Source organism: Marinovum sp., assembly GCF_034669705.1.
Taxonomy (GTDB): domain Bacteria; phylum Pseudomonadota; class Alphaproteobacteria; order Rhodobacterales; family Rhodobacteraceae; genus Marinovum.
The window spans coordinates 59616-85180 of record NZ_JAXMOR010000008.1 but is presented as its reverse complement, the minus strand read 5'-3'; the positions used below and the strand labels follow the sequence as shown (position 1 = coordinate 85180).

Annotated in this window: 25 protein-coding genes; 10 read left to right on the top strand and 15 right to left on the bottom strand. The window is 67.7% G+C overall.

Annotated elements, in window-relative coordinates; genetic code table 11:
• Positions 1-14: 14 nt before the first annotated feature.
• Positions 15-1481, top strand: a complete 1467-nt coding sequence (locus tag VOI27_RS08005) for a mannitol dehydrogenase family protein (protein ID WP_323764795.1) — start codon at positions 15-17, stop codon at positions 1479-1481.
• Between the two features lie 94 nt (positions 1482-1575).
• Here VOI27_RS08005 and nagA read toward each other — a convergent pair whose 3' ends face one another.
• The 5 genes from nagA to VOI27_RS07980 all read right to left on the bottom strand — a co-directional run bounded on the left by nagA (position 1576) and on the right by VOI27_RS07980 (position 7701).
• Positions 1576-2715, bottom strand: coding sequence for an N-acetylglucosamine-6-phosphate deacetylase (gene nagA / locus VOI27_RS08000; RefSeq protein WP_323764794.1), 1140 nt, complete (start codon positions 2713-2715; stop codon positions 1576-1578).
• Positions 2712-3596, bottom strand: coding sequence for a BadF/BadG/BcrA/BcrD ATPase family protein (locus tag VOI27_RS07995; RefSeq protein WP_323764793.1), 885 nt, complete (start codon positions 3594-3596; stop codon positions 2712-2714). Before VOI27_RS07995 ends, nagA begins: the two co-directional genes overlap by 4 nt.
• Before the next feature lie 87 nt (positions 3597-3683).
• Positions 3684-5021 (bottom strand): polysaccharide biosynthesis/export family protein, encoded by a 1338-nt coding sequence (locus tag VOI27_RS07990; RefSeq protein WP_323764792.1) that lies wholly within the window; start codon positions 5019-5021, stop codon positions 3684-3686.
• Between the two features lie 47 nt (positions 5022-5068).
• Positions 5069-5656 carry a YjbF family lipoprotein gene (locus VOI27_RS07985; RefSeq protein ID WP_323764791.1) on the bottom strand — a complete coding sequence of 196 codons (588 nt, stop codon included), beginning with the start codon at positions 5654-5656 and terminating at the stop codon, positions 5069-5071.
• Positions 5653-7701, bottom strand: coding sequence for a YjbH domain-containing protein (locus tag VOI27_RS07980; RefSeq protein WP_323764790.1), 2049 nt, complete (start codon positions 7699-7701; stop codon positions 5653-5655). Before VOI27_RS07980 ends, VOI27_RS07985 begins: the two co-directional genes overlap by 4 nt.
• Positions 7702-7987: 286 nt before the next feature.
• Here VOI27_RS07980 and VOI27_RS07975 point away from each other — a divergent pair, with 286 nt between their 5' ends.
• Together VOI27_RS07975 and VOI27_RS07970 are read left to right on the top strand one after the other, a co-directional pair.
• The gene (locus VOI27_RS07975; RefSeq protein ID WP_323764789.1) at positions 7988-8722 is read left to right on the top strand and encodes a metallophosphoesterase family protein; all 735 of its coding nucleotides are present in this window, start codon (positions 7988-7990) and stop codon (positions 8720-8722) included.
• Positions 8723-8869: 147 nt separating this feature from the next.
• Positions 8870-9529, top strand: coding sequence for a sugar transferase (locus VOI27_RS07970; protein ID WP_323764788.1), 660 nt, complete (start codon positions 8870-8872; stop codon positions 9527-9529).
• A gap of 20 nt (positions 9530-9549) precedes the next feature.
• Here VOI27_RS07970 and VOI27_RS07965 read toward each other — a convergent pair whose 3' ends face one another.
• Together VOI27_RS07965 and VOI27_RS07960 are read right to left on the bottom strand one after the other, a co-directional pair.
• Positions 9550-10671: a glycosyltransferase family 1 protein gene (locus tag VOI27_RS07965; protein WP_323764787.1), complete on the bottom strand. Its 1122-nt coding sequence runs from the start codon at positions 10669-10671 to the stop codon at positions 9550-9552.
• Positions 10668-11819 (bottom strand): glycosyltransferase, encoded by a 1152-nt coding sequence (locus VOI27_RS07960; protein WP_323764786.1) that lies wholly within the window; start codon positions 11817-11819, stop codon positions 10668-10670. Before VOI27_RS07960 ends, VOI27_RS07965 begins: the two co-directional genes overlap by 4 nt.
• Positions 11820-11898: 79 nt before the next feature.
• Between VOI27_RS07960 and VOI27_RS07955 the strand changes: the two genes are divergently transcribed.
• The 4 genes from VOI27_RS07955 to VOI27_RS07940 are packed head-to-tail and all read left to right on the top strand — an operon-like array spanning position 11899 to position 16043.
• Entirely contained in the window at positions 11899-12585 is a 687-nt protein-coding gene (locus tag VOI27_RS07955) for a sulfotransferase family 2 domain-containing protein (RefSeq protein ID WP_323764785.1), read from the top strand.
• The gene (locus tag VOI27_RS07950; RefSeq protein WP_323764784.1) at positions 12585-13859 is read left to right on the top strand and encodes a hypothetical protein; all 1275 of its coding nucleotides are present in this window, start codon (positions 12585-12587) and stop codon (positions 13857-13859) included. The genes VOI27_RS07955 and VOI27_RS07950 overlap by 1 nt, the downstream gene beginning before the upstream one ends.
• Positions 13849-14862, top strand: coding sequence for an acyltransferase (locus tag VOI27_RS07945; RefSeq protein ID WP_323764783.1), 1014 nt, complete (start codon positions 13849-13851; stop codon positions 14860-14862). The genes VOI27_RS07950 and VOI27_RS07945 overlap by 11 nt, the downstream gene beginning before the upstream one ends.
• Complete coding sequence (locus VOI27_RS07940; RefSeq protein WP_323764782.1) at positions 14859-16043, top strand: oligosaccharide flippase family protein; 1185 nt, start codon at positions 14859-14861, stop codon at positions 16041-16043. Before VOI27_RS07945 ends, VOI27_RS07940 begins: the two co-directional genes overlap by 4 nt.
• A 35-nt stretch (positions 16044-16078) precedes the next feature.
• On the opposite strand, the gene VOI27_RS07935 is transcribed toward VOI27_RS07940, so the two are convergent.
• From VOI27_RS07935 to VOI27_RS07920, 4 genes are all read right to left on the bottom strand, one after another.
• Positions 16079-17422, bottom strand: coding sequence for a hypothetical protein (locus VOI27_RS07935; RefSeq protein ID WP_323764781.1), 1344 nt, complete (start codon positions 17420-17422; stop codon positions 16079-16081).
• A complete protein-coding gene (locus tag VOI27_RS07930) occupies positions 17422-17691 on the bottom strand; it encodes a spike base protein, RCAP_Rcc01079 family (RefSeq protein ID WP_323764780.1) in 270 nt (89 codons plus the stop codon). Before VOI27_RS07930 ends, VOI27_RS07935 begins: the two co-directional genes overlap by 1 nt.
• A gap of 145 nt (positions 17692-17836) precedes the next feature.
• The gene (locus VOI27_RS07925) at positions 17837-18898 is read right to left on the bottom strand and encodes a ParB/RepB/Spo0J family partition protein (protein WP_323764779.1); all 1062 of its coding nucleotides are present in this window, start codon (positions 18896-18898) and stop codon (positions 17837-17839) included.
• Positions 18876-20294, bottom strand: coding sequence for an AAA family ATPase (locus VOI27_RS07920; RefSeq protein ID WP_323764778.1), 1419 nt, complete (start codon positions 20292-20294; stop codon positions 18876-18878). Before VOI27_RS07920 ends, VOI27_RS07925 begins: the two co-directional genes overlap by 23 nt.
• Positions 20295-20870: 576 nt before the next feature.
• On the opposite strand from VOI27_RS07920, the gene VOI27_RS07915 reads away from it, so the two are divergent.
• Positions 20871-22142, top strand: coding sequence for a RepB family plasmid replication initiator protein (locus VOI27_RS07915; protein ID WP_323764777.1), 1272 nt, complete (start codon positions 20871-20873; stop codon positions 22140-22142).
• On the opposite strand, the gene VOI27_RS07910 is transcribed toward VOI27_RS07915, so the two are convergent.
• The 3 genes from VOI27_RS07910 to nusG form a co-directional block, all read right to left on the bottom strand.
• Positions 22139-22546 carry a type II toxin-antitoxin system VapC family toxin gene (locus tag VOI27_RS07910; RefSeq protein WP_323764776.1) on the bottom strand — a complete coding sequence of 136 codons (408 nt, stop codon included), beginning with the start codon at positions 22544-22546 and terminating at the stop codon, positions 22139-22141. The two genes, VOI27_RS07915 and VOI27_RS07910, sit on opposite strands and share 4 nt — an antisense overlap.
• Positions 22543-22785, bottom strand: a complete 243-nt coding sequence (locus tag VOI27_RS07905; protein ID WP_323764775.1) for a type II toxin-antitoxin system prevent-host-death family antitoxin — start codon at positions 22783-22785, stop codon at positions 22543-22545. The genes VOI27_RS07910 and VOI27_RS07905 overlap by 4 nt, the downstream gene beginning before the upstream one ends.
• Before the next feature lie 67 nt (positions 22786-22852).
• A complete protein-coding gene (nusG, locus tag VOI27_RS07900; protein ID WP_323764774.1) occupies positions 22853-23464 on the bottom strand; it encodes a transcription termination/antitermination protein NusG in 612 nt (203 codons plus the stop codon).
• 177 nt (positions 23465-23641) lie between these two features.
• Here nusG and VOI27_RS07895 point away from each other — a divergent pair, with 177 nt between their 5' ends.
• The gene (locus VOI27_RS07895; protein WP_323764773.1) at positions 23642-24097 is read left to right on the top strand and encodes a hypothetical protein; all 456 of its coding nucleotides are present in this window, start codon (positions 23642-23644) and stop codon (positions 24095-24097) included.
• 62 nt (positions 24098-24159) lie between these two features.
• Here the strand turns inward: VOI27_RS07895 and VOI27_RS07890 are convergent, their stop codons facing one another.
• Positions 24160-24735 (bottom strand): hypothetical protein, encoded by a 576-nt coding sequence (locus tag VOI27_RS07890; RefSeq protein ID WP_323764772.1) that lies wholly within the window; start codon positions 24733-24735, stop codon positions 24160-24162.
• 49 nt (positions 24736-24784) lie between these two features.
• Between VOI27_RS07890 and VOI27_RS07885 the strand changes: the two genes are divergently transcribed.
• Complete coding sequence (locus VOI27_RS07885) at positions 24785-25561, top strand: YdcF family protein (RefSeq protein ID WP_323764771.1); 777 nt, start codon at positions 24785-24787, stop codon at positions 25559-25561.
• Positions 25562-25565: the final 4 nt, after the last annotated feature.

Sequence of the window (25565 nt, the reverse complement as noted above, 5' to 3'; positions counted from 1 at the left end):
AAAGGGACGCAGCTATGAAACTGTCCAACGCCACTTTGACCGATCTGCCCGACACCATCGAGCGCCCGACCTACGACCGGTCGAAACTGACCCCCGGCATCGTGCACATCGGGCTCGGCAATTTCCACCGCGCGCATCAGGCCTGGTACCTGCACCGGCTGATGCAGGCCGGCCAGGCGCAGGACTGGGCCATTGTCGGCGCCGGCGTGCGCGCCTATGACGAGGCGATGCGGCAGAAGATGGCGGCGCAGGATTACCTGACCACGCTGATCGAGCTCGACCCGGCCGGTTCCTCGGCCGAGGTGGTGGGCTCGATGATCGATTACATCCCGATCGAGGAGGGCAACGGCCCGCTGATCGCCAAGATGGCCGATCCGGCAATCCGCATCGTGGCGCTGACGGTCACCGAGGGCGGCTATTTCCTCGACCCGGCGACCAAGAAGTTCGATCCCTCGCATCCCGACATCCAGCATGACATCGCCAACCCCGAAGCGCCCAAGACCGCCTTCGGCGCGATGGTCGCGGCCCTGCGGCAACGGCGCGACGCCGGCCATGGCGCCTTTACCTGCCAGAGCTGCGACAACCTTCCCGGCAACGGCTCGATCCTGCGCCAGGTGGTGACCGGGCTGGCACGGCAGATGGATGGCGCGTTGGCGGACTGGATCGAGGCGAACTCCAGCTTTCCGGAATCGATGGTCGACTGCATCGTGCCGGCCACCGGGCCGAACGAGCTGAAGCTGGTACAGGAGCTGGGCGTCGACGATCAGGTGCCGGTGACGCACGAGAATTTCCGCCAATGGGTGATCGAGGATGATTTCTGCGCCGGCCGCCCGGCCTGGGAAGAGGCCGGGGCGACGCTGTCGCACAGCGTCGAAGACTTCGAGGCGATGAAGCTGCGGCTGCTCAACGCCGGCCATCAGGTGATCGCGACGCCGGCCGAGGTGCTGGGCATCGACACCATCGCCGGGGCGATGTCGCATGCCGGCGTCAAGGCGCTGCTGCGCAAGGTCTCGCTCGACGAGATCGCGCCGCATGTGAAAGAGGTGCCGGGCATGACCCCTCAGGGCTATGTCGACCTGGTCGACCGGCGCTTTTCCAACCCCAGGATCCGCGACACCGTGCGCCGGGTGGCCTTTGACGGCTCGTCGCGGCAGACCGGCTTCCTGCTGCCGGTGGTCCGCGACGCACTGGCCGCCGGCACTGCGGTCGACGGGCTCGCGCTGAGCCAGGCGCTGTGGTGCCGGATGTGTGCCGGCAGCCGCGAAGACGGCAGCACCATCGAGCCCAACGACCCCGATTGGGATCAGCTGAACGCCGCGGCGCTGGCCGCCAAGGACGATCCGCAGGCCTGGCTCGAGCAGCGGCAGTATTACGGCGATCTGGCCGATGATGCGCGGTTTTCGGAGGCTTTCGGCCGGTGGCTCGAGCTGATCTGGAGCGACGGGGTAGAAGCGGCGCTCGACCGGTATCAGCAGGGCTGACGCGCCTGACCGCGCGGGAGGTTGGGGGCGCTGCCCCCGGCCTGCGGCCTCCCCCGGGGGTATTTTTGGCCAGAAGACGCATGGGCGGGGTGGCTCAGCCGCCGGCGAGACCCCGGGTGGCGCCGGTTTCGGGATCGTAGTGGAGGGCGTGGAGCTTTTGGCCGGGGCGGATCTGGCCGTGGCCCAGGGGGTCGCGCAGCAGGGCCGCGGGACGTGCTGTCGCCATGGCCAGCGCCTGGGCGAGATCGAGCCCGACCTGTTGCATCATGACCTGCAGGGCGCGCGGCATCGTCAGATCGGCGCCGGCGAGCGTGCCATCTGACAGCGTCAGCCGGCCCTCGCAGCGCAGGATACGGCGGGCGTTGAGGGTGAACTCGGTGATCTCCGAGCCGACTGTCGACATGGCATCCGTCACCAGGAACAGCCCCCCTGCCCCGCGTTTCGCCGCCAGAGCGGCGCGGATCGTCGCCGGGTGCACGTGGATCCCATCGGCGATCAGCCCAGCCGAGACCCCGCAGTCCAGCGCCGCACCGACCAGCCCGGGCGCGCGGCTGGTGAGCGGGCTCATGGCGTTGAACAGGTGGGTGGCGGCGCTTGCGCCGGCGGCGAAACAGGCGCGCGCGGTCTCATAGCTGCAGTCGCTGTGGCCCAGCGAGACGATCACCCCGGCCCGGACGAGCCTGGCGATCTGCTCCGGGCGCACGCTTTCCGGCGCCACGGTCACCATCAGGTTGGGCAGCCGCGCCGCCGCCGCGATCAGCAGCGCCTCATCCTCGGGCGCCATCGACCGGATCAGGGCCGGATCATGCGCGCCCTTGCGGGCCAGCGACAGGTGCGGCCCTTCAAGATGCAGCCCCAGCACGCCGGGCACACCGCGGTCGATTGCCGCCTCGGTGGCCGCGATGGCGGCGCGGGTGCGGTCAGGGGTGTCGGTGATCAGCGTCGGCAGCAGCGCGGCGGTGCCGGTGGTGGCATGGGCGGCGGCGATGGTGGCGATGGCCTCGGGCGTGGTCTGGTCGTTGAACATCACGCCGCCGCCGCCGTTGACCTGCAGATCGACAAAGCCCGGCGTGATCACCCCGCCGCGGAGCCCGATGACCTCCGCCCCCTCCGGCGGCCGGTCGAGGATGCCGCGGCAAACCCCCTCGCCGACCAGCAGTGTCTTGTCGTGGTGCAGCCTTGTGCCGTCAAAGATCGCGGCGCCGTGATAGGCTGCCATCCTCGGGTCGGTCATCTGCTGGCCTCCTGTGCGATCCGTGCCGCCAGCCGCAGGGCGCCGTCCAGGGCATCGCCCTCGGGCGGTGCAATCCGCGCCTGAACCCCGGCCGGCAGATAGTCGGCGTAGTGCGGCCCCAGACCGCCGGTCAGGCAGAGCACATCCGCGCCGCCCAGTCGCAGCACCTTGAAGGCCTGCGCGAGGTAGTCCGCGCCGGCCTGCATCAAGGACCTGGCCTGCGCGTCGCCGGTGGCCGCGGCGCGCACCACCCGCGGCGCGAGTGCGGCGAAATCGGCCGGCGTGGCCGCGGCGGCAAAGCGGACCAGGCGGCCGGGATCGGTGTCATGCTCGGCCAGCAAGGTTTCGGTCAGCGGGCTATGGTCTTGCAGCCGGTCGACGCAGAGCAGCGCCACCGCGCAGAGACCCCGGCCCAACCAGGCGCCGGAGGCTTGATCGCCGAGGATCAGCCCCCAGCCACCGAGGGTCTTGACCCCGCCGTCGCGCACCGCGGCGAGGGTCGAGCCGGTGCCGATGGCCGCCAGCACGCCCGCCCGGGATCCGAGCGCGCCGAGCGCTGTGGTCCTCCGGTCATCGCTTACCCGGGTCAGGCCGGTCGGCAGACGCGCCGCCACCTCCGCCGCCATCGCGTCATCCAGCACCCCGGCCAGCCCGGCATGAAGCGCCGTCTGCGCCAGCGCCCCTGCGTCGAGACCGGCGGCCATGACCGCCTGGGCCAGTGCCGTATTGGCGTTGGCCACCGCCTGCGCGCTGTCGCTGGTCACATTGGCGGGCCCCGCGGCACCGCGGCCGAGGACACGCCCCGCAGCATCGGCAATCGCCGCGCGACAGCCGCTGCCGCCGCCGTCGATCCCGGCGAGATATCTCGGTTGGTCCTGCATCCTGCGCCCAGAGATAGCAGCCCGGCGCGCCGGCTGCAGGCGAAAAACCGGGCGGCCGCCCCCCGAGAGACAGGGGGCGGTCGCGGCCTATTGCGTGACGGCCGAGGTGGCGATGCTGATCAGCGGCGGGAAGAACTGGCTCAGAGCGCGGTTCCACTTGGTGATCGGCTGTTCCTCGATAAAGACCACGTCGTTCGGGCGCATCTCCATCTGGGTGGCGATGGTGATGTTGGCGGCATTGCCGGCGTTGAGATGCCAGGCGGTGACCGCACCGAATTCGGCCGGGTTCGACGAGGCGCGCAGCACGTAGATATGCGCCGGGTTGCCGGTCTGGGTGCTGAAGCCGCCGTTGTCATAGAGCACATCGGCGAGGTTGGCCTGCTGGCCATAAGGCAGGGCAAAGCGGCTCTGCTTGTTCACCTCGCCGGCGAGGTAGACATAGTCGCGCTTCTCGGCACCGAGCTGGGCGCGGGCCTCGAAATTGCTGCGCTGCTCGTCAAGCGCGGCGCGGCGCAGCCCGACTTGGGTCGAGAGTTCCGACAGCGCCTGGGCGCGGGCCTGGTTGCGCAGGTTCAGCACGTTGATCTTTTGCTGATAGAAGGTCAGCGCCCGGTCGAGATCATAGGAGGTGTCGACATAGATCGCATCGCCATCCACCAGCCGGGTGCGCTGCAGCTCGGGCCGGTTATAGAAGTCGCGGATCGGGATCTGGTAAAGCGTGCCGTCGCGGTAAAGCCGGATCGAGGCAAATTCCTCGTCCTGCAGCGCGAGGCCGCCCGAGGCGGTGAGCACCTGGCCGAGGTTGGGGGTGTTCAGCGTCACCGGCACGATGGTGGGATTGGCCACGGCACCGCCGACGACGATCTTCTTGGAGTTGAACTGCGAGATCTCGAGCGAGAAATCCGGGTCGACCTGGTTTTCCACCAGCGCCCGGAACAGCCGCGCCTCGGCCTCTTCCAGCGTCATCCCGGCAATCGAGACCGCGCCGATATTGGGGATCGAGATCGCCCCGTCCTCGCGCACGGTAAAGCCCTGCCGCTGGTTCTGCACCGCGAGGATGCCCGACAGTTCCTCGATCGTGCTGGCCGAGCCGTTGGTCGACAGCAGCACCACGTCGCCGACGCCGATGCGATAGGGTTCGACCGGCGGATCGGAGGGCAGACGCAGGGTCAGGCTCTGGCGCACCTCGTTGGGCACATAGGGCGCCGGCGGGATCGCCGCGCCCGGATTGACCGATCCGCCGCCGGTGCCGATGTAGAACACCTCCGGCAGCGAGCGCGGCACATAGGCTTCGCGGTTGGCCAGCAGCACGCTCTGGGTGCTCAGCGCCACCACCCGCACCTTGGCGCCGGCGGCCTGGGTCTTGACCGTCGGGCTGGTATAGGTCACGCCACAGGCGGCAAGCGCCAGAAGGCCCGCGACCATTCCCAAGTTCCGCAACATCTTCACGTCTGATCCCCCTCGGAATTCACTCAGCGCACGAGGCGCTCGGTCAGCAGGTACCCGGTGACGGGGCCGACCCATTGTTTCGATTTCCACATGATCCCGCCGCCCAGCCAATAGCTGTTGTCCACCTGCACCCCCGGCGACAGGCAGGTCTCGTCGACCCGTGTCGTCGCATGGACATGATCAAAGATGGTAATCCGCTCGGCCGCGCGGGCGGTGACCCGGCATTGGAAGCTGCGGAACCCGGTCTGATGCTCGCCGTCCATGAAGCTGTGGAAGCGGGTGTAATAGCCCTCGCGGGCGCCGCGCAGGGCGGCCAGCGTGTTCTCGACATCGGCCGAAAGCACATCCTGCCCCAGACCGCGGGTGGCGACCACCACGCCAGAGCGGAAGCTCAGCGAGACGCCATCGCCGGTCTGCCAGGTGGTGACATCGCCATTGGCCGAGACCGGGGTGACCCCGGCAGCGGTGCCAAGCCCCGTGAGCTCGGCCAAGAGCAGCGGCGTGGTCACCGTCTCGAGCTGGGCGCGGGTGATCTGGCTGCGCGGGTCGGGCGCCGGGCGCGAACAGGCGGCGAGGGCAATAAGGCCAAGGATCAGAACAGCACGTATCATCTCCAGAACCGCCCCCAGGTGTCGGCCAGCGCCGGTTGATGGGTGTCACGCACCGTTTCATACAGCCGGTCGTTGACATGCACCCGCGCGCCGCCATCGCGGGTGACCGGGCGGATCACATTGGTATAGGTCTCGCGCGTGGCCTGACCGTTGACCCAGCCGATCGGAACCTCGATCCGGATGCCCTTGTCAAAGGAGCCTTCGCCGAACTCGTCGAAGGGCACATCCGTGAGCGTGGCAAAGGCCCCGACCGACCAGCCGTTCTTGAAGGTGCGATCCAGCGCAAAGGTCGCGCCCCAGTCGCCGGCAAGATAGCGGCCGGCGTCGATCTGCGCCTCGAAGCCATTGCCGAAGTCATAATAGACGGAGGCATGGCCGGTGGCGATCTCGTAGTCGCGGAATTCAAAGCCTTGGTCAAAGGCGCGCTGGCGCACGTAATTCACCTCAACCCCGGCGGCGATCCGGCTGTCGACCGGCTTCCACAGCAGTTCGGTCGAGACGCCACCATACTGCGTTTCGAAATAGCCTGCGGTGACGCGTCCATAAAGATCGGCGCCGGGCTTGAAGTAATAGGCGCCGGTCAGATGGGTCAGCGCCGGGTCGCCGTGCTTCTCGTACAGATTGAAGTCGGAGCGCACATGCGGCAGCACCGAGGTGCTGTCGCGGGTTGAATCGGCCAGGTTGCCCACCAGTTTCTTGCGCACCGCGCCCTGGAAGACGACGCCCTGCGCCGGCTCGAACCGCGCCGAGACCTCGATCCCGGCATCGGCGCGGAACGGGTTGTCGGGGTCGAAGAAGCTGGTCGCGAAATAGGGACCGACCTCATAATCGAAATAGGGGTAGCGGCCCGGCATCGGGGTCAGCGGATCGGTGGCGCTGTCGATTTTGGCGCGGGCATAGCTGTCCCAGGCGTTGTCGAGCTCGAACTCCAGCATCTCGAGATCGCGCCGGCGCAGGGTGACCGCGGCCCCGGCGATGCCCTGTTTGACCGGAATGACCTCGAAGGTCTCGACCTGCGGCGGCAGCACGCCGGTCATCGCCCGGGCCGCGCGACCAATGGCCTGCGCCTGGCTCATGTAGCTGCGGTTGTCGATCTCGATCCGCGCCCGGGTGCCGCTGACCGTCAGACCGTGCAGCCCCAAGCCGTACTGCCGCAGCAGCTGGTCGGCGCGTCGCTGCAGGCTGTTCTGGGCGCTGATCCGATACGTCTCGTCCCAGCCCAGCGCCGCCGCCGACCGGCGCACCACCGGCGGCGGCGCCTTTTCCAGCCCGCTGTAATTCGGCGGATTCTTCGGATTGAGCGCATAGGTCAGCTGAACGCCGACCTCCGAGCCATAGAGATAATGCGCCTTGAGGTTGATGTTCTTGCGGGCCTGGTAGCTGACGCCGAAATTGAACGGGGATATGTAGTCGAAGGTCGCGCCATCCTCGAGCGTGTAGCGGTCCGAGGAATACTCGGCGCTGAACTTCAGCTTCTCGGTCGCCTGGTATTCAAACCCGCCGAAGAACGCCGCATCGCCCCGGAAGATCTCGCTGGCCTCGACCTCGCCGCCCTGGTTCGCCACCCGCTCTTCGCGGGTCTTGAAACGGTCCCCAAAGACGCCCAACGGATTGTCAAACCCGCCAACGCCTGCGAGCCGGCCCCAGCCGATGCCGCCCGTGGCCCGCAGCTGCGGCGTCAGCGTCTTGGAGGCGACCAGATGCTCGGACCGATAGATGCCGGTGCCGAGAAAGTCATTGAGGCCGATCGAGACCGCCGGCCAGCTCTCGGTCTCTTGCGACAGCAGATACTGCAGCGAAAAGCTGCGGTCGAAGCGGAAGCTGCCGGAGGTGCCGAGGTCGGGGCCCGAGCCCGGGTCCATATCGTTGAGCAGCGAATAGCGGAAGCTGCCGGTCAGCCGCGGCGTCATCTGAAACGTCAGGGTGTGGCGCTTGGTGTTCTGCGAATAGCTGAAGGTATAGGCCAGCTCGCCATCGTCCATGGCATGGGCGGTCGGCATGTCGATCAGCCCGGGGGTGCCAAAGGTGTTGTACCCGGTTTGCACCGCGGGCTCGGCCAGGGCCGATCCGCTCAATAGAAAAACAAATACCGCTAGACCCCGGCGTCTCAAATCATCTGCCCCTGAATAATCAACCGCAAACTACATGCGCCGCATTCCGGCTACATCCGCCTTTGCCCAGCTTTGGCCGTATTCACCAGATGATGTGGCGATTTTGACACTGACCACAGCGCACGGCGCAAGTTGCGGCTGACAATTCCGCGTGACGGCGATTCCATTCCGCCGCAAAACAGCGCATAAGAGATCGGTGAGATCTGCGACTGATTTAAAAATGAAACTCAAGACCCTCCTGTCGGCCTTTCGGTCGCCCAGGCCGGCCGCCTTTGGTCCGGTCGCTCCCGAATCGGGATTCTATGCCGTGGGCGATATCCATGGGCGGCTCGATCTGCTTGACCGGGTGCTGGCGGATCTGCCGGACGATCTGCCCGTGGTCTGCGTCGGCGATTACATCGATCGCGGCGAGGATGGTGCCGGCGTGCTGCGCCGGTTGCAGGCGCGGCCCGACATCATCGCACTGCGCGGCAACCACGAGGATATGCTTCTGGGCTTTCTCGACGCGCCGCAGGAAAAGGGCGCGCGCTGGATCCGCAATGGCGGGCTGCAGACCCTGGCGAGCTTCGGCGTCACCGGCATCACCCAGACCACCAATGGCATCGACCTCAAGATTGCCGCCGACGCGCTGCGCCGCGCCATGGGGCCGGCGCTGATCGACTGGATGCGGATGCTGCCGCTGATGCACCAGAGCGGCAATGTCACCGTCGTTCATGCCGGGGCAGACCCGGCTCTGCCGCTTGACCAGCAGGACCATCGCACGCTGACCTGGGGCCACCGCGATTTCCTGACCACGCCGCGCCGCGACGGACACTGGGTGGTGCATGGGCACACCATCGTCGATCAGGCCAGCGCCACCGAAGGCCGGATTGCCATCGATACCGGAGCCTATGCCACCGGCAGACTCACCGTTGCCCGCGTCACGCCGGGCGACGTCAGCTTCGAAAGCACCTGAGGCAGTCCCAGACTGGCCAGAAAAGGTTACCGCACGGTTAACGTATCCGTTTGATTTTAGTCAATTATCGTTTACCTGCTGTTAACCGGCATCGGGGTTAATCGGCGTTAACCAAAGGCTGGGTGGGACCGACCTTTGAGGCCCGCCATGACGCAAGTCACCACCGATCTGCCCCTCACCCTGCGCCCCGGCCGCGGGCTTTATACCGGATTTGGCAAACGCTGCCTCGACCTCGGCCTCGCAGTGCTGCTGCTTCCCCTGCTGGTACCGGTGATTGCCCTGCTTTGGCTGGCGATCCGCTGCGACGGCGGGCCGGGGTTCTTTGCCCATCGCAGGATCGGCCGCCACGGTCGCAGCTTTCCCTGCTGGAAGCTGCGCACCATGGCGCCGGACGCCGATGCGCAGCTGGCACAGGCGCTGGCCGACGACCCGCTGGCCGCGCGCGAATGGGCCCGCGGCTTCAAGCTGCGCCGTGACCCGCGGGTCACCCGGCTCGGCCGTCACCTGCGCCGGCTCTCGCTCGATGAGCTGCCGCAGATCTGGAACGTGTTGCGGGGCGAGATGTCGCTTGTCGGGCCGCGCCCGATCACCGCTGGTGAACTTGCCTATTACGCAGACGACCGCCTGTCCTATCTGGCGCAGAAGCCGGGCGTGACCGGGCTTTGGCAGGTCGAAGGCCGGTTGGACGGGTGCTATCGCAAGCGCGTTGCGCTGGACCGGCGCTATCGGACCGAGCAGAGCCTGCCGCTGGACCTGTGGCTGATCTGGCGGACCGCGGGGCTGGTACTGGCGCCGACCGGCCGGTGAACCGACGAAAAGCACCGCGCTCAGCCGGTTCGCCGCAGCCTGGCCCGCGCGCCTGGCCGCCCCCCCTGCCCCGCGCCCGCGCGCAACAGGACCGGGAGAAGCAGATCAAGGCTCCGCTCCCAGCGATAGCCCTCTGCCCGCTTCCGCCCGGCGGCAATCCGCGCCGCGCGTGCGGCCGGCCCCATCTGCGCCAGCGCCCGCATGCCGCGCGCCATGTCTGCCGGCGAACCCGGGTCACACCAGAGTGCCGCTGACCCCAGAACCTCTGGCAGGGCGCCGGCGCGAGCGGCGAGCACCGGGCACCCGAGCGCCATCGCCTCGAGCGGGGGGATGCCGAACCCCTCGTGCAGCGAGGGAAAGACGAAGCCGGTGGCGTTCTCATAAAGCGCCCGCAGCGCCCCGTCAGACACCCGCCCCGGCGCGATCACCGCGCCCGGTCGCGCCGGGACCAACCCCGGCGCCGCGCCGCCGACCACCACCAGGGGCGGCAGGTCGCCGGTCAGTGCATGGGCCGCGACCAGAGGCGCGATGTTCTTGTTGGGTGAGTGGTTGCCGACGCAGAGCAGGTAGCCGCCAGGGCGCAGCCCGTGCCGGCGCAGCACCTCAGGCGCGGCAGCACTGCGCAGCACGTGATCCGCGGCATTCGGAACCACTGCGAATCGCGCCTCGGCGACCCCCAGCACCCGGCTCAGCTGCTGCGCCGAATAGCGGCTGACAGTCACCAGTTCCGCCGCCCGCCGGGCAAGATGCGGCCGCATCGCCCGGTGCAGCGCGGCGTAGCGCCAGTCATAGGCCTCGGGGATGACCCAGAGGTTGGCGTCATGCAGCACCAGCACCTGCCGGCGGTGCAGCAACGGCCCCGCATTTCCGGGTGAAAACAACGCCTTGCCCCGCACCGCGCGACGCAGTTTGGTCTGTTCCCAGACGTGTCCTCGCCGGCCCGGCAGGTGGCGCAGCTCGATCGCGCGCCACCCCGGGTCCGCGACCCCTTCGGGCGCGTAGGCGATCACCTGACCGAGTTGCGCCCGCAGCGCCGCGTCATCTGCCAGCCGCTCGTCGAGCGTTGCCACGATCTCGCGGCCAAAGCGCTGCACGCCCGACAGGGACTGGCCGAGGAAACGGGCGTTGATCGCCAGGCTCATGCCGCCGCTCGCGTCTGGGCCGGACCGTATAGCGCCGTGGTCTCGGGCCCCAGCCACTCCAGCGCCCAGGCGCCAAGATCGCTCGCTCCGGCTCCCTGTCGCAACCGCGCCAGGCGCTGTGGATCGGTCGAGAGGCGACTCATCTCGCGGGCCACGGCGCCGGCGTCGCGTGGCGGCAGGATCGAGCCGTTGACCCCCGCGCGCACCACCTCGCCGATGCCCGGCAGGTCATTGACCAGCACCGGCACACCCGCCGCTATTGATTGCACCGCCACTCGCGGCAGGCCCTCGCGCTCCGAGGTCAGGATCGACAGGTCGGCCAGCGCCAACAGCGCCTCGGGGTCGGCGCGGTGGCCGCAGAGCGTGACCCGGTTGGACAGCCCAAGCCGCGCCACCTCGTGGCGGATGCGCACCTCCTCCGGGCCGGCCCCGGCGAGCAGCAGCCGCATTTCCGGCATCAAGCGCCGCACCGCCGCGAAAGCCCTGAGGAAGGCGACATGGCGTTTGCGCGGCTCGAGCGCCGCCAGCATCACCGCCACCGGCGGCCGCGGCGCCCCCGGCGGCACACGCAGCAGCGCCGGCCAGTCGCGCGGCGGACCGGCCCCGCGGAACCGCGCGAGATCCATGCCGGAGCGGACGCAATGCAGCCGCTCACGCGGCGCGATCCCTGCCGACACATAGGCCGTGCAGAGCGCCTCGCTGACCGCGAGGAAGGCGTCGGTTCGCGGCGCCACCGACCGCTCTGCCACGAGGTACATCTGCCGGCGCAACGGGCTGACATGGGCCCAGGGCAGCAGGTGCACGCCGTGAATAATCCGCGCCCGCGGCACCACATCCGCGGCCAGGCGGCCCAGTACGCCAGCCTTGCTCTGATGGGTGTGGATCACGTCGGGCCGCAGCCTCAGATAGAGCCGCCGCAGCGCCGCCAAGGCCCGCGCATCGGCCAGCGGACGGATCGGGTGCACCAGCTCTGGCAACGCCACCAGCCGCACCCCGGCCGGACAGGCCCGCATCACCTGCGGATCGGCCGCGGCGCCATGCACCAGAACCACCTCGTGGCCGGCCCCGGCCTGCCAACGGCAGCAGGCCAAGGTGTTCTCTTCGGACCCGGCCCGGAGCAGCCGGGTCACCACATGGACAATGCGCATCGCGAACTCCTTGTCCCGTTAAACCCGCATTAACCTTGGGCGTGTTTTCCTTAACAAAACGCAAACAAGAGGCGATGAGATGCGCGGCATTGTATATATCCACGTCCCGAAATGCGGCGGATCGAGCTTTGGCGCTGCCCTGCGGCTGCGCTATGCACTGTCACAGGCCACGGTCCCGCTGGGCCTGGGCGATCCGACCCTCACCGGCACGGCGCGCATCCTGTCGGATTACGCTGATCGCGAGGTTGTGCTGCAATGCCTGCTGGAGCGGCGCGTCCGCTGTATCGCCGGCCATGTCCGCTATAGCGCCGCGCTGCATGCGCTCTCGGGCTACCACTTCGTCACCCTGCTGCGCGACCCGGCGGAGCGCTTTGTCTCGCATTACCACTACCTGCAACGCCGCCACCCCGACCCCGGACGGGCCGCGTCCCTCGAGGCCTTTGTCGAGACCGAGGAGGCCCGGCATCTGGCGACGCAGTACCTGTTCTATTTCGCCGGTGACAGCGCCTGCCCGCCGGGGCCCGGAGCGCTGACGCGGGCGCGCCGGAACCTCGCGCGCTTTGCCCTGATCGGAGACCTCGCCGACCCCGGCGGATTTGCCCGAGGGTTGCGCCGGCTCACCGGGCTGCCGGTGCCGATCCTGCACCGCAACCGCGCGCCCGCGCGACCCGAGGTGGCACCGGCGCTCTGGCGCAAGATCTGCCGTCTGACCGAGGCCGACCGGGCGCTTTATGACGCCGCCCGGGCGCTGCCGCAGGCGGCCTGATGCGCGCGCTCTCGCCGCTGTCACTGCTGCTGGTCTGCTGGGGGCTGACCGGTTTGGTCGCCAGCCTGGCACTGGCGATGCCGCAGGCCTTTGATCTGGTGCCAGTCTTCATGGCGCGCCATGACCAGGACCGGGCGGCCTTCAACGGGCTCGGCGCGCTCTGGATGCTGACAGCGCTCTCGGCCTGGAGCGTCGGCAACCTGGCGGCGCGGGCCGCCCTGCCCCGCCACAGGCCGGCGCTCGTCCTGCCCAATCTGGCGCGGGCGGCGCGGCTTACCTTCCTGGTCAACCTGCTGCTTTTAGGCGTCACGCTGCTCTGGATCGTCCTCACCGCGCGGCAGGTCGGGGGGCTGCGGGCGCTGGTGCTGCTGACCGCGGCCGAAGCCGTCACGGCAAGAGATTTTCTGTTGCAAAACAAGCTCTTCACCGGGATGCGCCTGGTCTATGCCAGCCTGCCTGCCACCGGCTGCCTGGCCGCAGCGATCCTCATCGCCGGCCGGGGCAGGCTGCGCCGCCGGAGCCGCCTCCTCTGCCGGCTCACCTTGCTGCTCAACGTCATCGCGCTGAGCCTGTTGCCGATCGTGATGAGCCAGCGGCTGCTGCTGTTGCAATTCACCCTCTCGGCCTACCTGGCCGCCTGCGTGATCCGGCGCCGCCTGTTTGCGCTGCCCTGGCTGGTCACCGGCGCCGGTCTGTTCCTCGCCGTCTGGGTGGTGCGCGAGGCGCTGATCAACCCGTCGGTCGCCACCGAAGCGGTGCCGGTGGGGCTGCAGAAGCTCGCCTTCTACACGGTAAACGACTTGTGGAACGGCTTTGCGCCGGTGGCCTTCGACGTGCCCCGCACCTGGGGGGCCGAGACCTTTCACGGGCTTGCGGTGCTGACCCTGACCGACGGTTGGGTCGAGGAAGCGCTTGCGCCGCTGGCCCCGGCAATCGATGCGGTGCGCGGCGGCGGAGAGTTTCCGATCCTGACCGCGCCCTATGTCGATTTCGGCCCCTTCGGCGGTGCCCTGCTGCTGTTGATGCTGGGCTTCGGCCTTCGCCTGCTGTTTCACCGCGCCCAGGGCCACCTGCTGGCCACCATCGCCTATGCCCAGTTCGGCGCAGCGCTGCTGTTTTCCTCGCACGGACCCTACCTGCTGCATCAGAACGTGCTGGCCTCGCTGCTGGTGGTGGCCGGAATCCTCAGGCTCTCGCGGCCCGGAACGCAAGCGACGGCCGAGGTCATCCCGCTGGTCCATCCACGGCACGAGGGGGTCCGCGATGCCGCCTGAACGCCTGCACGGGCTGCAATCGCTGCGCGCGCTGGCGGCTTTGATGGTGCTGGCGGGACACATCCGCGCCGAGGCCGCGCATTACCTCGCGCTCGACCTGCCCGGCGCGGCGCTGCCCTGGACACGCGGCGTCGACATCTTCTTCGTGATCTCGGGGTTTATCGTCACCTTGTCGGCGGCGCGCTTTGCCGCCCGCCCCGGCGCCTTCCTGTCGCGCCGCTTGCGCCGGGTGGTGCCGCTCTACGCGCTCTTCACCACGCTGATGGTGGCGCTGCTGCTGGCCAGCCCCGGGGCGCTGAAATCCACCAGCCTCGATCCGGCACAGATCGCAAGTTCCTATCTCTTCCTGCCCTACGAGCGCGGCGACGGACGCATTGCCCCGGTGCTTTCGCTCGGCTGGACGCTGAACTACGAGGTCTTCTTCTACGCCCTCCTGGCGCTCTGCCTGGCACTGCCACGGCCGCTGGCCGCCTGCTGCGCGGCGCTGGTCGGGCTTTGCCTGCTCGGGCCGGTCCTGCCGGTGACCACCGCCTCGCGGTTCTATTGCGATCCACTGATCCTCGAGTTCACCTTCGGCATCGGCCTCGCCCGGTTGTGGCAGATCGGCTTGGTGAGACCCTCGGTCCCGCTGGCCCTCACTGCCCTCGGCCTCGGGCTGGTGCTGCTCGTGACGCTGCATCAGACCGCCCTGCCCCGCCCCCTTGCCGCCGGCCTGCCCGCGGCGCTGATCGTCGCTGCCGGAACGCTGCTGGCGCCGTGCCGGCCGCTGCCCTGGCAAGCGATCGGCGATGCCTCCTATGCGCTCTACCTCTCGCACCGCTTTCCGCTGCGGGCCGCGACGCTGCTGCTGCTGCCCTGGCTGCCGGCCACGCCCTGGGCCGCACTGGCCTTCTGCGGGGGAATGGTGGCGCTTTGCCTCTGGGCCGCGCTGAGGGTGCACCGCCACATCGAACGCCCGCTGGCCCGCGTGCTCTCGCGGCGCCCGGCGCGGCTGGCGACATGACGCTCTGGGCAATCGTGCTGCAATGGTCGCGGCTGGGCCTCTCGGCGGCGGTCTTTCTGGTCGCCGCGCGCCTGCTGCCGCTGGCCGAGATCGGCGCCTTCACCACCGCCTTTGCCCTGCCGCGGCTGCTGCAATGCCTGCACAAGGCCGGTATCTGCGAATTGAGGATCACCAGCGCGGCCCCGGACCGGCCGCTGTTTGAGCTGTCGCTGTTCGCCGGGCTGGCGGCGGTGCTGCTCTGTCTCGCCGCCGTGCCGCTTCTGCCGCAAGAGAGCCGCCCGCACCTGCTGGCGCTGGCCGCCCTGCCCGTGCTCAACGGTCTCGCCGCCGTCTCGGAAGGCCGGTTGCGCCGCGCCCTGCGGCTGCGCGCCCTGGCCCTGCGCACCCTCGCGGCCCAGGGCCTTGCCGCAGCGCTTGCCCTCTACGGGCTGACCCACGGCTGGGGCGGCTGGAGCCTGACCGGATTTGCCCTCGCCAACGCCGCGCTGAACGCGGCGCTCAGCCTCGCGCTCGCGCCCCCGCGCCCACGCCCGCGCGGCGCCCTCCATCCGCTGATCCCGGGGGCCATCCGCCTCACCCTGCGCCCACTGCTGGGCACCGCAACCTTTCCGGCGGTGCAGTTGCTGATCGGCCTCGCCCTTGGCCTGCCGGCTGCCGGCGCCTTCCAGATCGCCGTTCGGCTGGTCGACCTGCTCGATGCCCTCGCCCTCGCCCCCCTGCGCTACCTGGCCCTGCCCCGGTTCAAGGCGCTCGCCGGCAGCACGGGTTTCGCTGCGAAACTGCGGCAGAGCCTCTGGCAGGTCGCCGGGCTGACCGCGCTGATCTATCCGCTGGCCTGGGCGCTGGCGCCGCATCTGTTGCCGCTGATTGGCGCGCAGAAGGCCGAGGCCGCTTTGGCCCTGCTGCCGCCGCTGCTCTTCACCGGCGCGATGTCGGCGCTGCTGATGCCATTGACACAGGCGCTGATCGCGACGGGGCAGAGCGCCCTGCCCCTTCGGCTTGCCGCCTTGACGCTCGCCCTGTCACTGGCCCTGCTGGCCCCGGTGCTGGCGCATCCGCTCGCACTCTGGGCGCTGCCATTGGCCAGCACGATCGCGGGCCTGCACTTCCTGAGAGAGGCCCGCGTCGCGTCGCACGTGTTCGAAGGTGACTTGACCCAGATGCCAGGTCAGAAACCCTGACCTAAACTGACGGACAGGGTTTCGCATGCGAAACCTCAGAACGCCGAGACCGACCCGCCGCCGGATGTCACAATGTCACCGGCGACAGCCTGGAATCCGCGGGTAAACACCGTGCCGGAGTTGGCCTCGATCGCATGATTGCTGGCGCCTCCGGCAGCATCCGCCACCGCCTCGTCCAGCCACATCGACGCCTCGAATGAGCACTGATAGGCCACCGAGCTGCCATCCACATCCCGCGCCACCACCCGGCAGCCGGCCAGGTAACTGGCTGTCTGCTGGATGCAATGCACCTCGGTGCCGTTGCGCGAATTGCCGAAGTCGCCCCCCAGCACGATCATCCGCACCGCGTCATGGCTGGTCAGCGCGTTGCAGGAGGTGACGCCAAAGGCGCCATTGTCCGAGCCGCTGCAATCTTCCAGCAGCACATGCAGGCCGCTGGCACCGTCCTCGTGAAAGTTCCAACCGTCCTTCGCCCCGAAGCTGGCATCGCAGTCGAAACACGCCACCAGTCCGCTGGTGCGCCGCACCCGGGCGGCATCCTGCGCCGCCGCCGGGCTGGTCGGCGCCGAGTAGCGAAACGAGCACCCGACGGCCACCACGTTGCGCGTGGCCACCGCGTCGCAATGCAGCGCCCCGGTGATCCCGCCCTCGCAATGGATGTTCTCGAGATAGAGATCGGCGGCATGGCTCAGGAAGCGCGCGCCGTGAAAGGCCCGGATCAGCGCAATGTCCCCGGTCCCCGGCGCGCTGCCGATATTGACGTGCACCTCGCCGCCATCCGCGCACCAGCTGTCGACCGTGGCGGCACAGGCGGCCGGATCGGCGACTTCCGAAAGCTCGGAGTAATGCCCCCGCGGCGTCAGCACATCGGTGCGGAACACCCGCACCACCGCGCTCTCTTGCGTGCCGAAGGTGCCGGCCTGATCGCTCCAGACCACCTGCCAGGGCCCGGTGCGAAACCGCACGGCTCCGCCCCAGCCCACCACCGCAACCGGCTGGGATGGCTCGTCCTGGCCGTTGCGGGTGAAGGCAGCCTCCTGGTAGAGGCCCGGTTTCACGATCACCCGGTAGGGCGCACCGGTGGCGTTGCCCGCCACGAAGGCCGCCCAGATGGTCTTCTTGGCGTCCGAGAAATCACCGTCGGCGGCGCCTTGCCCGGAGTTTGCGTCGTTGCCCGAGACCGCGTCGACGTGGATCGCCGCGCCGCTCCAGATGCCGGGGTCGACGAGGTCGCGCGGGACGGTTTCGCTGCGAAACCCGCCCCTGCCGCGGAGAACCTGGATCGGATGTGCCTCGCTGTCCCAGCCGAGGCCCACCGGCAAAGGGACGGTCACCTCAGCGGGCGGCTGGGGGTGCAGCCCAAGTCCGACCCCCAGCATCAGACCAGCCCCTTGAGGCCCGTGGCGGTGGTGCCGCTGGCCAGTACCCGCGCGGTCCGCAGCGGGTAGATCACCCCCGGCGTCAGCCCCGGCAGGACCAGGCTGCTGCCATCGGCAAATGTCACGGCGACGTCGCCGGTGGTGCTTACCATCAGGCCGCGGGGCAGGGTGGTCAGGTCTGTGGCATCGTCGGGCGTGATGTCAAAGCCGCCGGTGACGGGGCCGTTGAGGCTTTGCGCGTGGCTGGCAAAGGGATCGCTGATCGGCATGGGGAACTCCTCGGGTGTGTCTACCGGCCGGAGCATCGCCGCAACCTGTTACCCGGCGCTAAACAGGGCGCGCGCCACCCGTTGCGCCATGAAAAAGGGGGTTTCGCAACGAAACCCCCTTGAATACCTCAGGATGTAGGAGGAGCTACTGGGCGCCGCCCAGGATGCGCTCGATCTCGATCAGGCAGTCGTCGACCATGTCGGCGCTGACCGGCCCGTGCAGGCGGATGGCAAAGCCCTTGGCGCCCTCCTCCTTCTCGATCGCGATCCCGTTGGGCAACTCGCGCCGCTGCCGGGTCACCGCGCGTTTCGCCTTGGGCCGGCCGCCCCGCCCCGGCGCACGCTCGGCCTGTTCGGCACGCTCGACAAAGCCCAGCATCACCTGCCACTCTTCCTCGGCACTCTGGGGTTTGGCCTGTTCCAGCGCCTCGCGGATCTCGGGCCCCAAACCGGCGCGCAATGCGGTTGCCAGCCGCAGGCACTGCCGCTCGTTCATCGCCGTGGCATGGGCCAGCATGTCGGCCAGCTCGTCATGGATCATCGCGAAGGAGCGGATCTTCGAGCGCTTCGCCTTGGACGCCGCCCGGAACAGCGCGTTCACCGCCTCGTCCAGCGTCGTGAAGACGCCGTCAGACACCGCCATCGCCGCCGCCCGGCCACGTTCGTACTGGCTGAGACCCACGCGGATCTCGTTTTCCTCGATCATCGCCACATAGACCTCGGCGACGGTCTCCGGCGCCCGCACGAAGGCCGGGATCTCTGCATGACCTCCGACGCTGGCGGCCAGATGCCGAAACGCCTCGAGCCGCCGGAAACCCGAGATCAGCGCATAGCCCTCGTCGTTTTGATAGACCTCGATCGGCAGCCGCAGCCCGCTTTCCGAGATCGACGCGGCCAGCTCCATAAGCTCGTCCTGCGCCACTTCGATACGGTCGCGCGAGACGCCGGTCACATGCACCTCGGTCACCGGGATCATCCTCACCAACCGCCCGTCCTGCTCGGCGGCGCGCAGCCGCGCGGCATCGGCCTTGTCACGGGCCTGTTCGGCGCGGGCCTCGGCGGGCAGGGGCTGCGACATCGCCGCCGCCTCGCCCACCACATCGGCGATCGGCATCCTGAGCCCGCTGCGGCTTTCGCGCGCGAAGCCTTCCTCAAGTTCCTTCAATGCCTCCGGCGAGGGCGGTTCAAGCTGTCTGCGCCGTGCCATGCTCTGCCTCCTTGGTCCTGTCTGCCTCTGCCATCTGCGCGTCGCGCCACCACGACCCGATCAGGAGTTCCTTGAACTCCGCATAGGTCCGGTCGAACGCCTCGCGCCCCCGCGTATAGGTCTCGCGGTTGAAATTGCGGTAATCCGCCTCGTAAATCCCGCTGACGCTCTCGCCAGCCTGCCCCACCAGCGCGGTATATTCCTGCCGGTAGGCGTTCATCATGTCGCCGAAATAAGCCTGGATCACATTCGCCAGATCGGTCTGTTGCGCGGCGTCAAACCGGGTGATCACCGCGCGCACCACGTCCCATTCGAACTTCATCTCGGGCAGGCCGGAGCGGCGGCGCGCGCCATTCTCGCCCTCCTCGATGCTGGCAAATGTGGAATAGAGCATGTCAAAGAAACGTCCCGTCGAATCGAACTCGAGAAAGGACGCCCCGAGCGGCACCAAGAGGATATCCGCCGCCGCCAGCGCGTTGATCGTCAGATAGCCCAGCGCCGGCGGGGTATCGAGGAGCACGATGTCATAGTCGTCGAGCGCCCCACCTTCGTCGAGCGCCGCGGTCAGCGCATCCCAGAGCGGCCAGGACTTCAGCCCCATGCGCCAGACCGGGATCTGAAACTCGGCCCAATAGAGATTGAGCTGCGCACCAATGAGATCGATGTTGGGCCAATGGGTTTTCTGTACCACGTCGCCGAGCGACAGGTCGAGCGCCTCGGTCAGGGTCTCGTCGAGCGGGGCAGGGGGGTCGCCCGCTGCTTCGCGCACGGCGTTTTCCTGCTGCAGGTGCCGGGCATAATCGCGCGCCAGCAGTGGAAACACCGTCTGCCATTCATCCGCCACCTGCCCGCCGAGGATCGAGGTCATCGAGCCTTGGCTGTCGAGGTCGATCACCAACACCTTGTAGCCGTCGAGCGCCGCGCTCATCGCCAGATGCGCCGCGGTCGAGGTCTTGCCGACGCCGCCCTTGAAGTTGGCCACCGCCACCACCTTGGCCGGCAGCCCCTCGGGGCGATAGGGGCGGTACTCCTTGGTGCTGACCCCTTCCTCGGCAAAATGGTCGCGCAGCCGCAGCACCTCTTCGAGGCTGAACCATTTCGCCCCGGCATGGCCCTCGCCCTGCGGCAGGTCTGGATGCTTGTTGAGCACGCGGCGCAGATGCGCCGGCGCCACCGGGATCAGGTAGCGGCAGATCTCCCAGGTCGAGAACTTGCGCAGCCGCTTGCGCCCGTCGGGCGCATAGCCGCGCTTGGCCAGATCGTCACGGCCCCGGCCGGCAAAGGCCGCGGCTTTCGCGAATCGGGCGGTGTCGATAGGCTCGCCCAACTTGGCCGCAGCCGCCTTGGGATCGAGGTTGAAATACGGGGGCAGGGGGGTGTCCTGTTTGCGGACCATTGTGCTCTCACCTCGTTCGGATCGTATGATTTGCCTGTTATTCCGCAGATCATCGCACATCCCAAAGCATCTGTGAATCGCCAATGCTCGGCGCATCTTTCTGGGGTTTCGCGTGCGAAACCACCCTTAAATCCTTCAAATGAAAGACAACAGGTCCCGTACAAGGTTTAGATCCTTTAAGGATATTTAGGATCTTTGTCGCGTAGAAACCCTGTGGTCCCAAGGGGTTACACAACGTCCGGCACCCGTTTGCGGTATCAAGGGCACCCGTTTGCGGGACCGACGGCACCGACCTGCGGGACCAGAGGATCCGATTCGCGGGGAAAGGGGCACCCGGACTCGGGAAACGGCATAAATCCCGGCTTTGTTGCCCTCTTGCCGGCAATGCATCCCGTAAACGGGTGCCCGAAGCCCCCGCCGCTCCGGGTCACCGCCCCTTGAGGAACCTGTTTACGGGACCACCCTCCGCCGCGATATGGTGCCCAACGAGGAATTGAGACCGGGTGCCTTTTGCGCCATACTACACTCGAGCAGACCGGAAGAGCCAGCACGGCCGCCGGCCCCAAAGGACAGGCCATGCAGACCGACGACATCCCGCACGACCAGCTGAGCGGCCCCTTGCGCCGCCCCTCGGTGAAAAAGAACGTGGCCGCAATCCATGTTTCGGGCAAGCTGACGCTGTTGCAGCGCAAACTTTCGAACGTGCTCTTGCTCAACGCCTATGACCACCTCGTCACCCGGCCGAAACACCAGATCGACGCCCGCACGCTCTGCATGATGGTGGGCTACAATTCCAACGACATGGAGACGCTCAAGGCCTCGCTGCGCTCTCTGGCGGAAACAACGGCCGAATGGGACATGCTGGGCGCCGATGGTCAGCACGAATGGGGCGTCTCTGCGCTGCTCTCCTATGCCAAGCTCAAGGGCGGCATCTGCGAATACGCCTATTCTCCGGCCTTGGCGGAAAAGCTGCATGACCCCAAGGTCTTTGCCCTGATCAACCTCAACATCCAGCGCCGCTTCACCTCGGGCCATGCGCTGGCGCTCTATGAAAACTGCTACCGCTTCGTGCGCACCGGCTCGACCGGCTGGTGGCCGATCGACCTGTTTCGTCGGTTGATGGGGGTCGACGGCAGCGCTTATTACGAGAGCTTCAAGCACCTCAACGCCAAGGTCATCAAGCCGGCGGTCAAGGAGGTCAACAAGACCTCGAACATCCTGCTCGAGCCGGAGTTTCGCAAGATGGGCCGTCAGGTCAGCGAACTGCGCTTCAAGATCCGCGAGAACCCGCAACTCGCCATGCTCGATATCGACGACGGCGAAGGCGTGCGGCAAGGGGCGGTCTATCAGGGGCTGCTCAGGGTCGGCGTTTCTGACCGGCTGGCGCGGCAATGGATCGCCGAGCACGGCGAGCCCTATGTGGCCGAGAAACTTGCCTATCTGCAGGGCCGCGACGGGGTAAAAAGCCCGGTGCGCTACCTGACAGCCGCCCTGCGCGATGATTACAAGGCCGAAACCGCGCATGCGCCCTCGGCCGACGCGGTCAAGGCCGCCGAAAGCCGCAAGGCCGAGGCCGATCTTGCCCACCAGCAGGAGGCCGCCAGAGAGGCCGAACTCGACGCCGCCCGTCGCACCCGCGCCGGTCGGATGGCGCGAATCCGCGAGCTTGTTGCCGCCCGCACGCCCACCCAGCGCGATGCCGACAAGCGGCTGTTTCTCGCCCGGCTCTCCGATGACGTGGAGCGCGCCGAGTTTCAGCGGCTGGGCTGGGGCTCGGCGCTTTCGGTTTCCGAGATGGTGGGCTTCTGGGAAGAGCTGGTGCCCGGGGCCTTCGACGATGTCGCCTAGGCAAACGGGTCGATCACCCGCGCGCCGCTGGGGGTGAAATCCGCGGTGTTGCCGGTCACCACCGTTGCATCGCGCGCAATCGCCTGCGCCGCGATCATCAGGTCGGCCCCCGGATGGCCGAGCCGCGCCGAGAGCGCGCCCCAGATCAGCGCATCGCCCGCGTCGAATTCGAGCACTCGGTCGGCAAAGACCTGCACCGTGCGATCCAGCCAGACCCGCAGGTCCTGCGCGAACGCCGGGTTTTTCGGCTCTTGCAGGCGAATGCCGCGCTCGATCTCGCCCAAGGTGATGACACTGAGGTAAAGGCTGCTTTCAGGCGCCTGCGACAGCCAGGCCGCCACTTTCGGGGCCCGGTCAGGCCGCCGTACCGCCGAAATCACGTTGGTGTCGAGAATATGGATCAAAAGGTCACGTCGCGCGGCGCCGCCTGCGCCCGGCCCGGGTCTTCGCCCGGAAAGGCCAGCAGATGCTCGGCAAAACTTTCCCGCTCGGCCCGCGCCGCCTTGAGCAGCCGGTGATACTCCTCGGAGGCGATCACCACCACCGCCGGCTTGCCCCGGCGCGAGACTTCCTGCGGTCGTCCGGCAAGCGCCGCTTCGACCACGGCGCTGAAACGGTTCTTGGCGTCCTGAAGGGTCAGCATGGCGCGCTCCTGTCTAGCTACCTGTCTAGATAGGAGCGCCTCCGGTGTTTTGCAAGCCCCGCGGCGCTCAGGCCACCTTCTCGACGTTCTGCTGCGGGATCGAGGTCCGTACCTTCTGACCCATCAGATCGATCAACACCCGCAGACGGTCATCCTGATCGAGGCTGTCCACCGTCGTCACCAGATCGGCAAAGGGCCCGGCGATCACCCGGATCCGATCCCCGGCCGAGAATTTTTCCGGCGGCAGCACCAGTCCCTTGTCATCGCAGCGCGCAATCAGCCCGCCCATGAACTGAGAGGGCAGCGGGCTTGGCCGGCGCGGATCGTTCAGCAACAGCCGGGTCACGCCGCGCGTCGAGTTGATCGCCTGCCAGCCATGGGCGGCGGGATCGAAGCGGATGAAAACATAGCCGGGAAACAGCGGCCGGCGCACCATGGCGCTGCGCCGGTTTTCCATACGCTCGGGCACGAAGGTCTCGAATCGCTGACGAAGCAGATTGCGTTGCGCCAGCGCCAGACCATTGGGTTTGAGCTGCGCCACGAACCAGTTGTCCGCCCGCAATCCGCGCTCGGGCACCGGTCTGGCGGCCGTGTTATCTCTCAAATCTTCACCGAAGGCCATTTTCTCTACCCATTTGATTAATGCCTTTTCGCCGCCAGCGACAGGGCGCGCGTCCAAAGCGCCTTGTCCTATACGCCCGCGGTCGCGAACCCCGAAGTACCTCGGGTTTTAATGATTAACGTTATCAGTCTGTTACCGAGTCTGCCGTCAAGTTTTGAGAAAGCTTTCAACGCCAGTCTGCCCCTCGTGGGAACTGCGGCCGGTCTGGTCGCCAAAACCGTAGGGGTACGGAACATGAAACTTTTGCACGCTGCTCGCTGCAGCTTGATTGCCGCGCTGTGTCTGGTCGCAACCGGTGTGGTTGCGCCGGAGATGGCCCAGGCCCAACAGACCATCGTCGTTCGCAACGACATCGGCGGCCTGATCCAGAGCCGGGCCAACAAGGTAAGCCAGATGCGCGCGACCGGACAGCGGGTCGAGATCCTCGGCACCTGCCTGTCGTCCTGCACGATGTATCTGGGGGCCGGAAATGTCTGCATCTCTCCGAACGCGCGTTTCGGATTTCATGGGCCGTCGTCCTATGGCCGACGCTTGGTGCCGCAGGATTTCGAACGCTGGAGCAATGTGATCGCCAGCCATTTCAAACCCGAACTGCAGCAGTGGTTCATGACAACGGCACGCCACCGGATCAATGGCTTCTACCGGATTTCCGGCCGCCAGCTGATCCAGTTGGGTTATGCCAGTTGCTGACACCGGTGCAAGGCTCGAGGCGCGCCACGGGATGGCGCGCCAGGAATGTGGCCCGTCAGCGCCTACTGGGTGTCGGAGGTCGACGATCCGCCGCCGCCGCCGGACAGGCCAAGCGCTGCGCCGGCAATACCGATACCGACGACAGGCGCCAGGAAGCCAATGTTGGTGGCCGGTGCGCCGGCGCCTGCGTTGCCGAACGGGCTGCGCGGCTGGCACAGCACGCGCAGAAGGGTCTGACCGGAGGCATCCGTCTCCAGCTGTGCGCTGGCGATCGCCCCGCCACAGGGCACGGGTGTCTGGGCCAGGGCGATATCAAGGGCAGTGGTCTGGGCCTGCGCGGCAGTGGCCGCAAGTGCAAGCGCCGTGCCGGCGAGAAAAACTTTCATAGCGAAACGCTCCAATAAACTTTGCCGTTGTGTTTCATGCTCTACGGCATCGGGTGACACAATTCCATGACTATACTGACAGGTATCCAAAATTAAACCCTTGCCGATGGCGAGTTGCAAAGAATTCACGCAACCCGGAGAAACACGGGCAGATTCTTGGCAGGCTTTGACGCGCACCGTCATTATATCGCTGGAAATCCGGTCTATCGCCGTACCGGCCGGCCTTGGCGGGCCGTGACTTGCGTCGCGCATGCCGCCGTTGCATGTCGTGCAAGCCTGATCCGGGGTGTGGGAGCGACCGATGGACGACACCGTATTCTTTGTTCTCGCCAAGCTGGCGGGGCTGTTGATTCGACCCGACGCCTGGCTGGCCCTGCTGGCGGGGCTGACCTGCGCCGTGGTTTGGGCCGGACGCGGTCGATGGCTGGCATTGAGCACCGCGCTCTTCACCTTGCTCGTCGGGGTCTTTCCGCTGGGCGACCTGGTTCTGGCGCGATTCGAAGCACGCTATCCCGCCGCACCCGAGGTCAGCGCGCCGACCGGCATTCTCATCCTCGGCGGCGGAGAGGACAGTCGCCCCGCCCGGCGCTGGGGCGGCGTGCAGTTCAATGACGCCGGCGAGCGGTTCACCGCCGCAATGGCGCTGGCGAGGCGGTTTCCCGAGGCGCGGCTGGTCTTTACCGGCGGTAGCGGCGCGGTGCGCGATCTCGCCACAACCAGCGGCCTGCAGGCGGGGCTTGCCGAAGAACTGATGCTGTCGCTCGGCTTGGCGCCAGAGCGGCTGACCGTCGAGACCCGCTCGCGCAACACCACCGAAAACGCGCGCCTGACCCATGCGCTGGTTCGGCCAGAGCCCGGCGAGCGCTGGATCCTCGTGACCTCGGCCTTTCACATGCCGCGCGCCATGCGCAGCTTCGAGCGCGCCGGCTGGCCCGGCCTCGTGCCCTGGCCGGTGGATTTCCGCAGCCAGCGCCTTGGCGACGGCATCGGCTGGAACCTCGCCGAGAACCTCGATCAGCTCAATATCGCAATGAAGGAAACCGTCGGAGACCTCGCCTCTCGGCTGGCCGGCAAATAGGCGT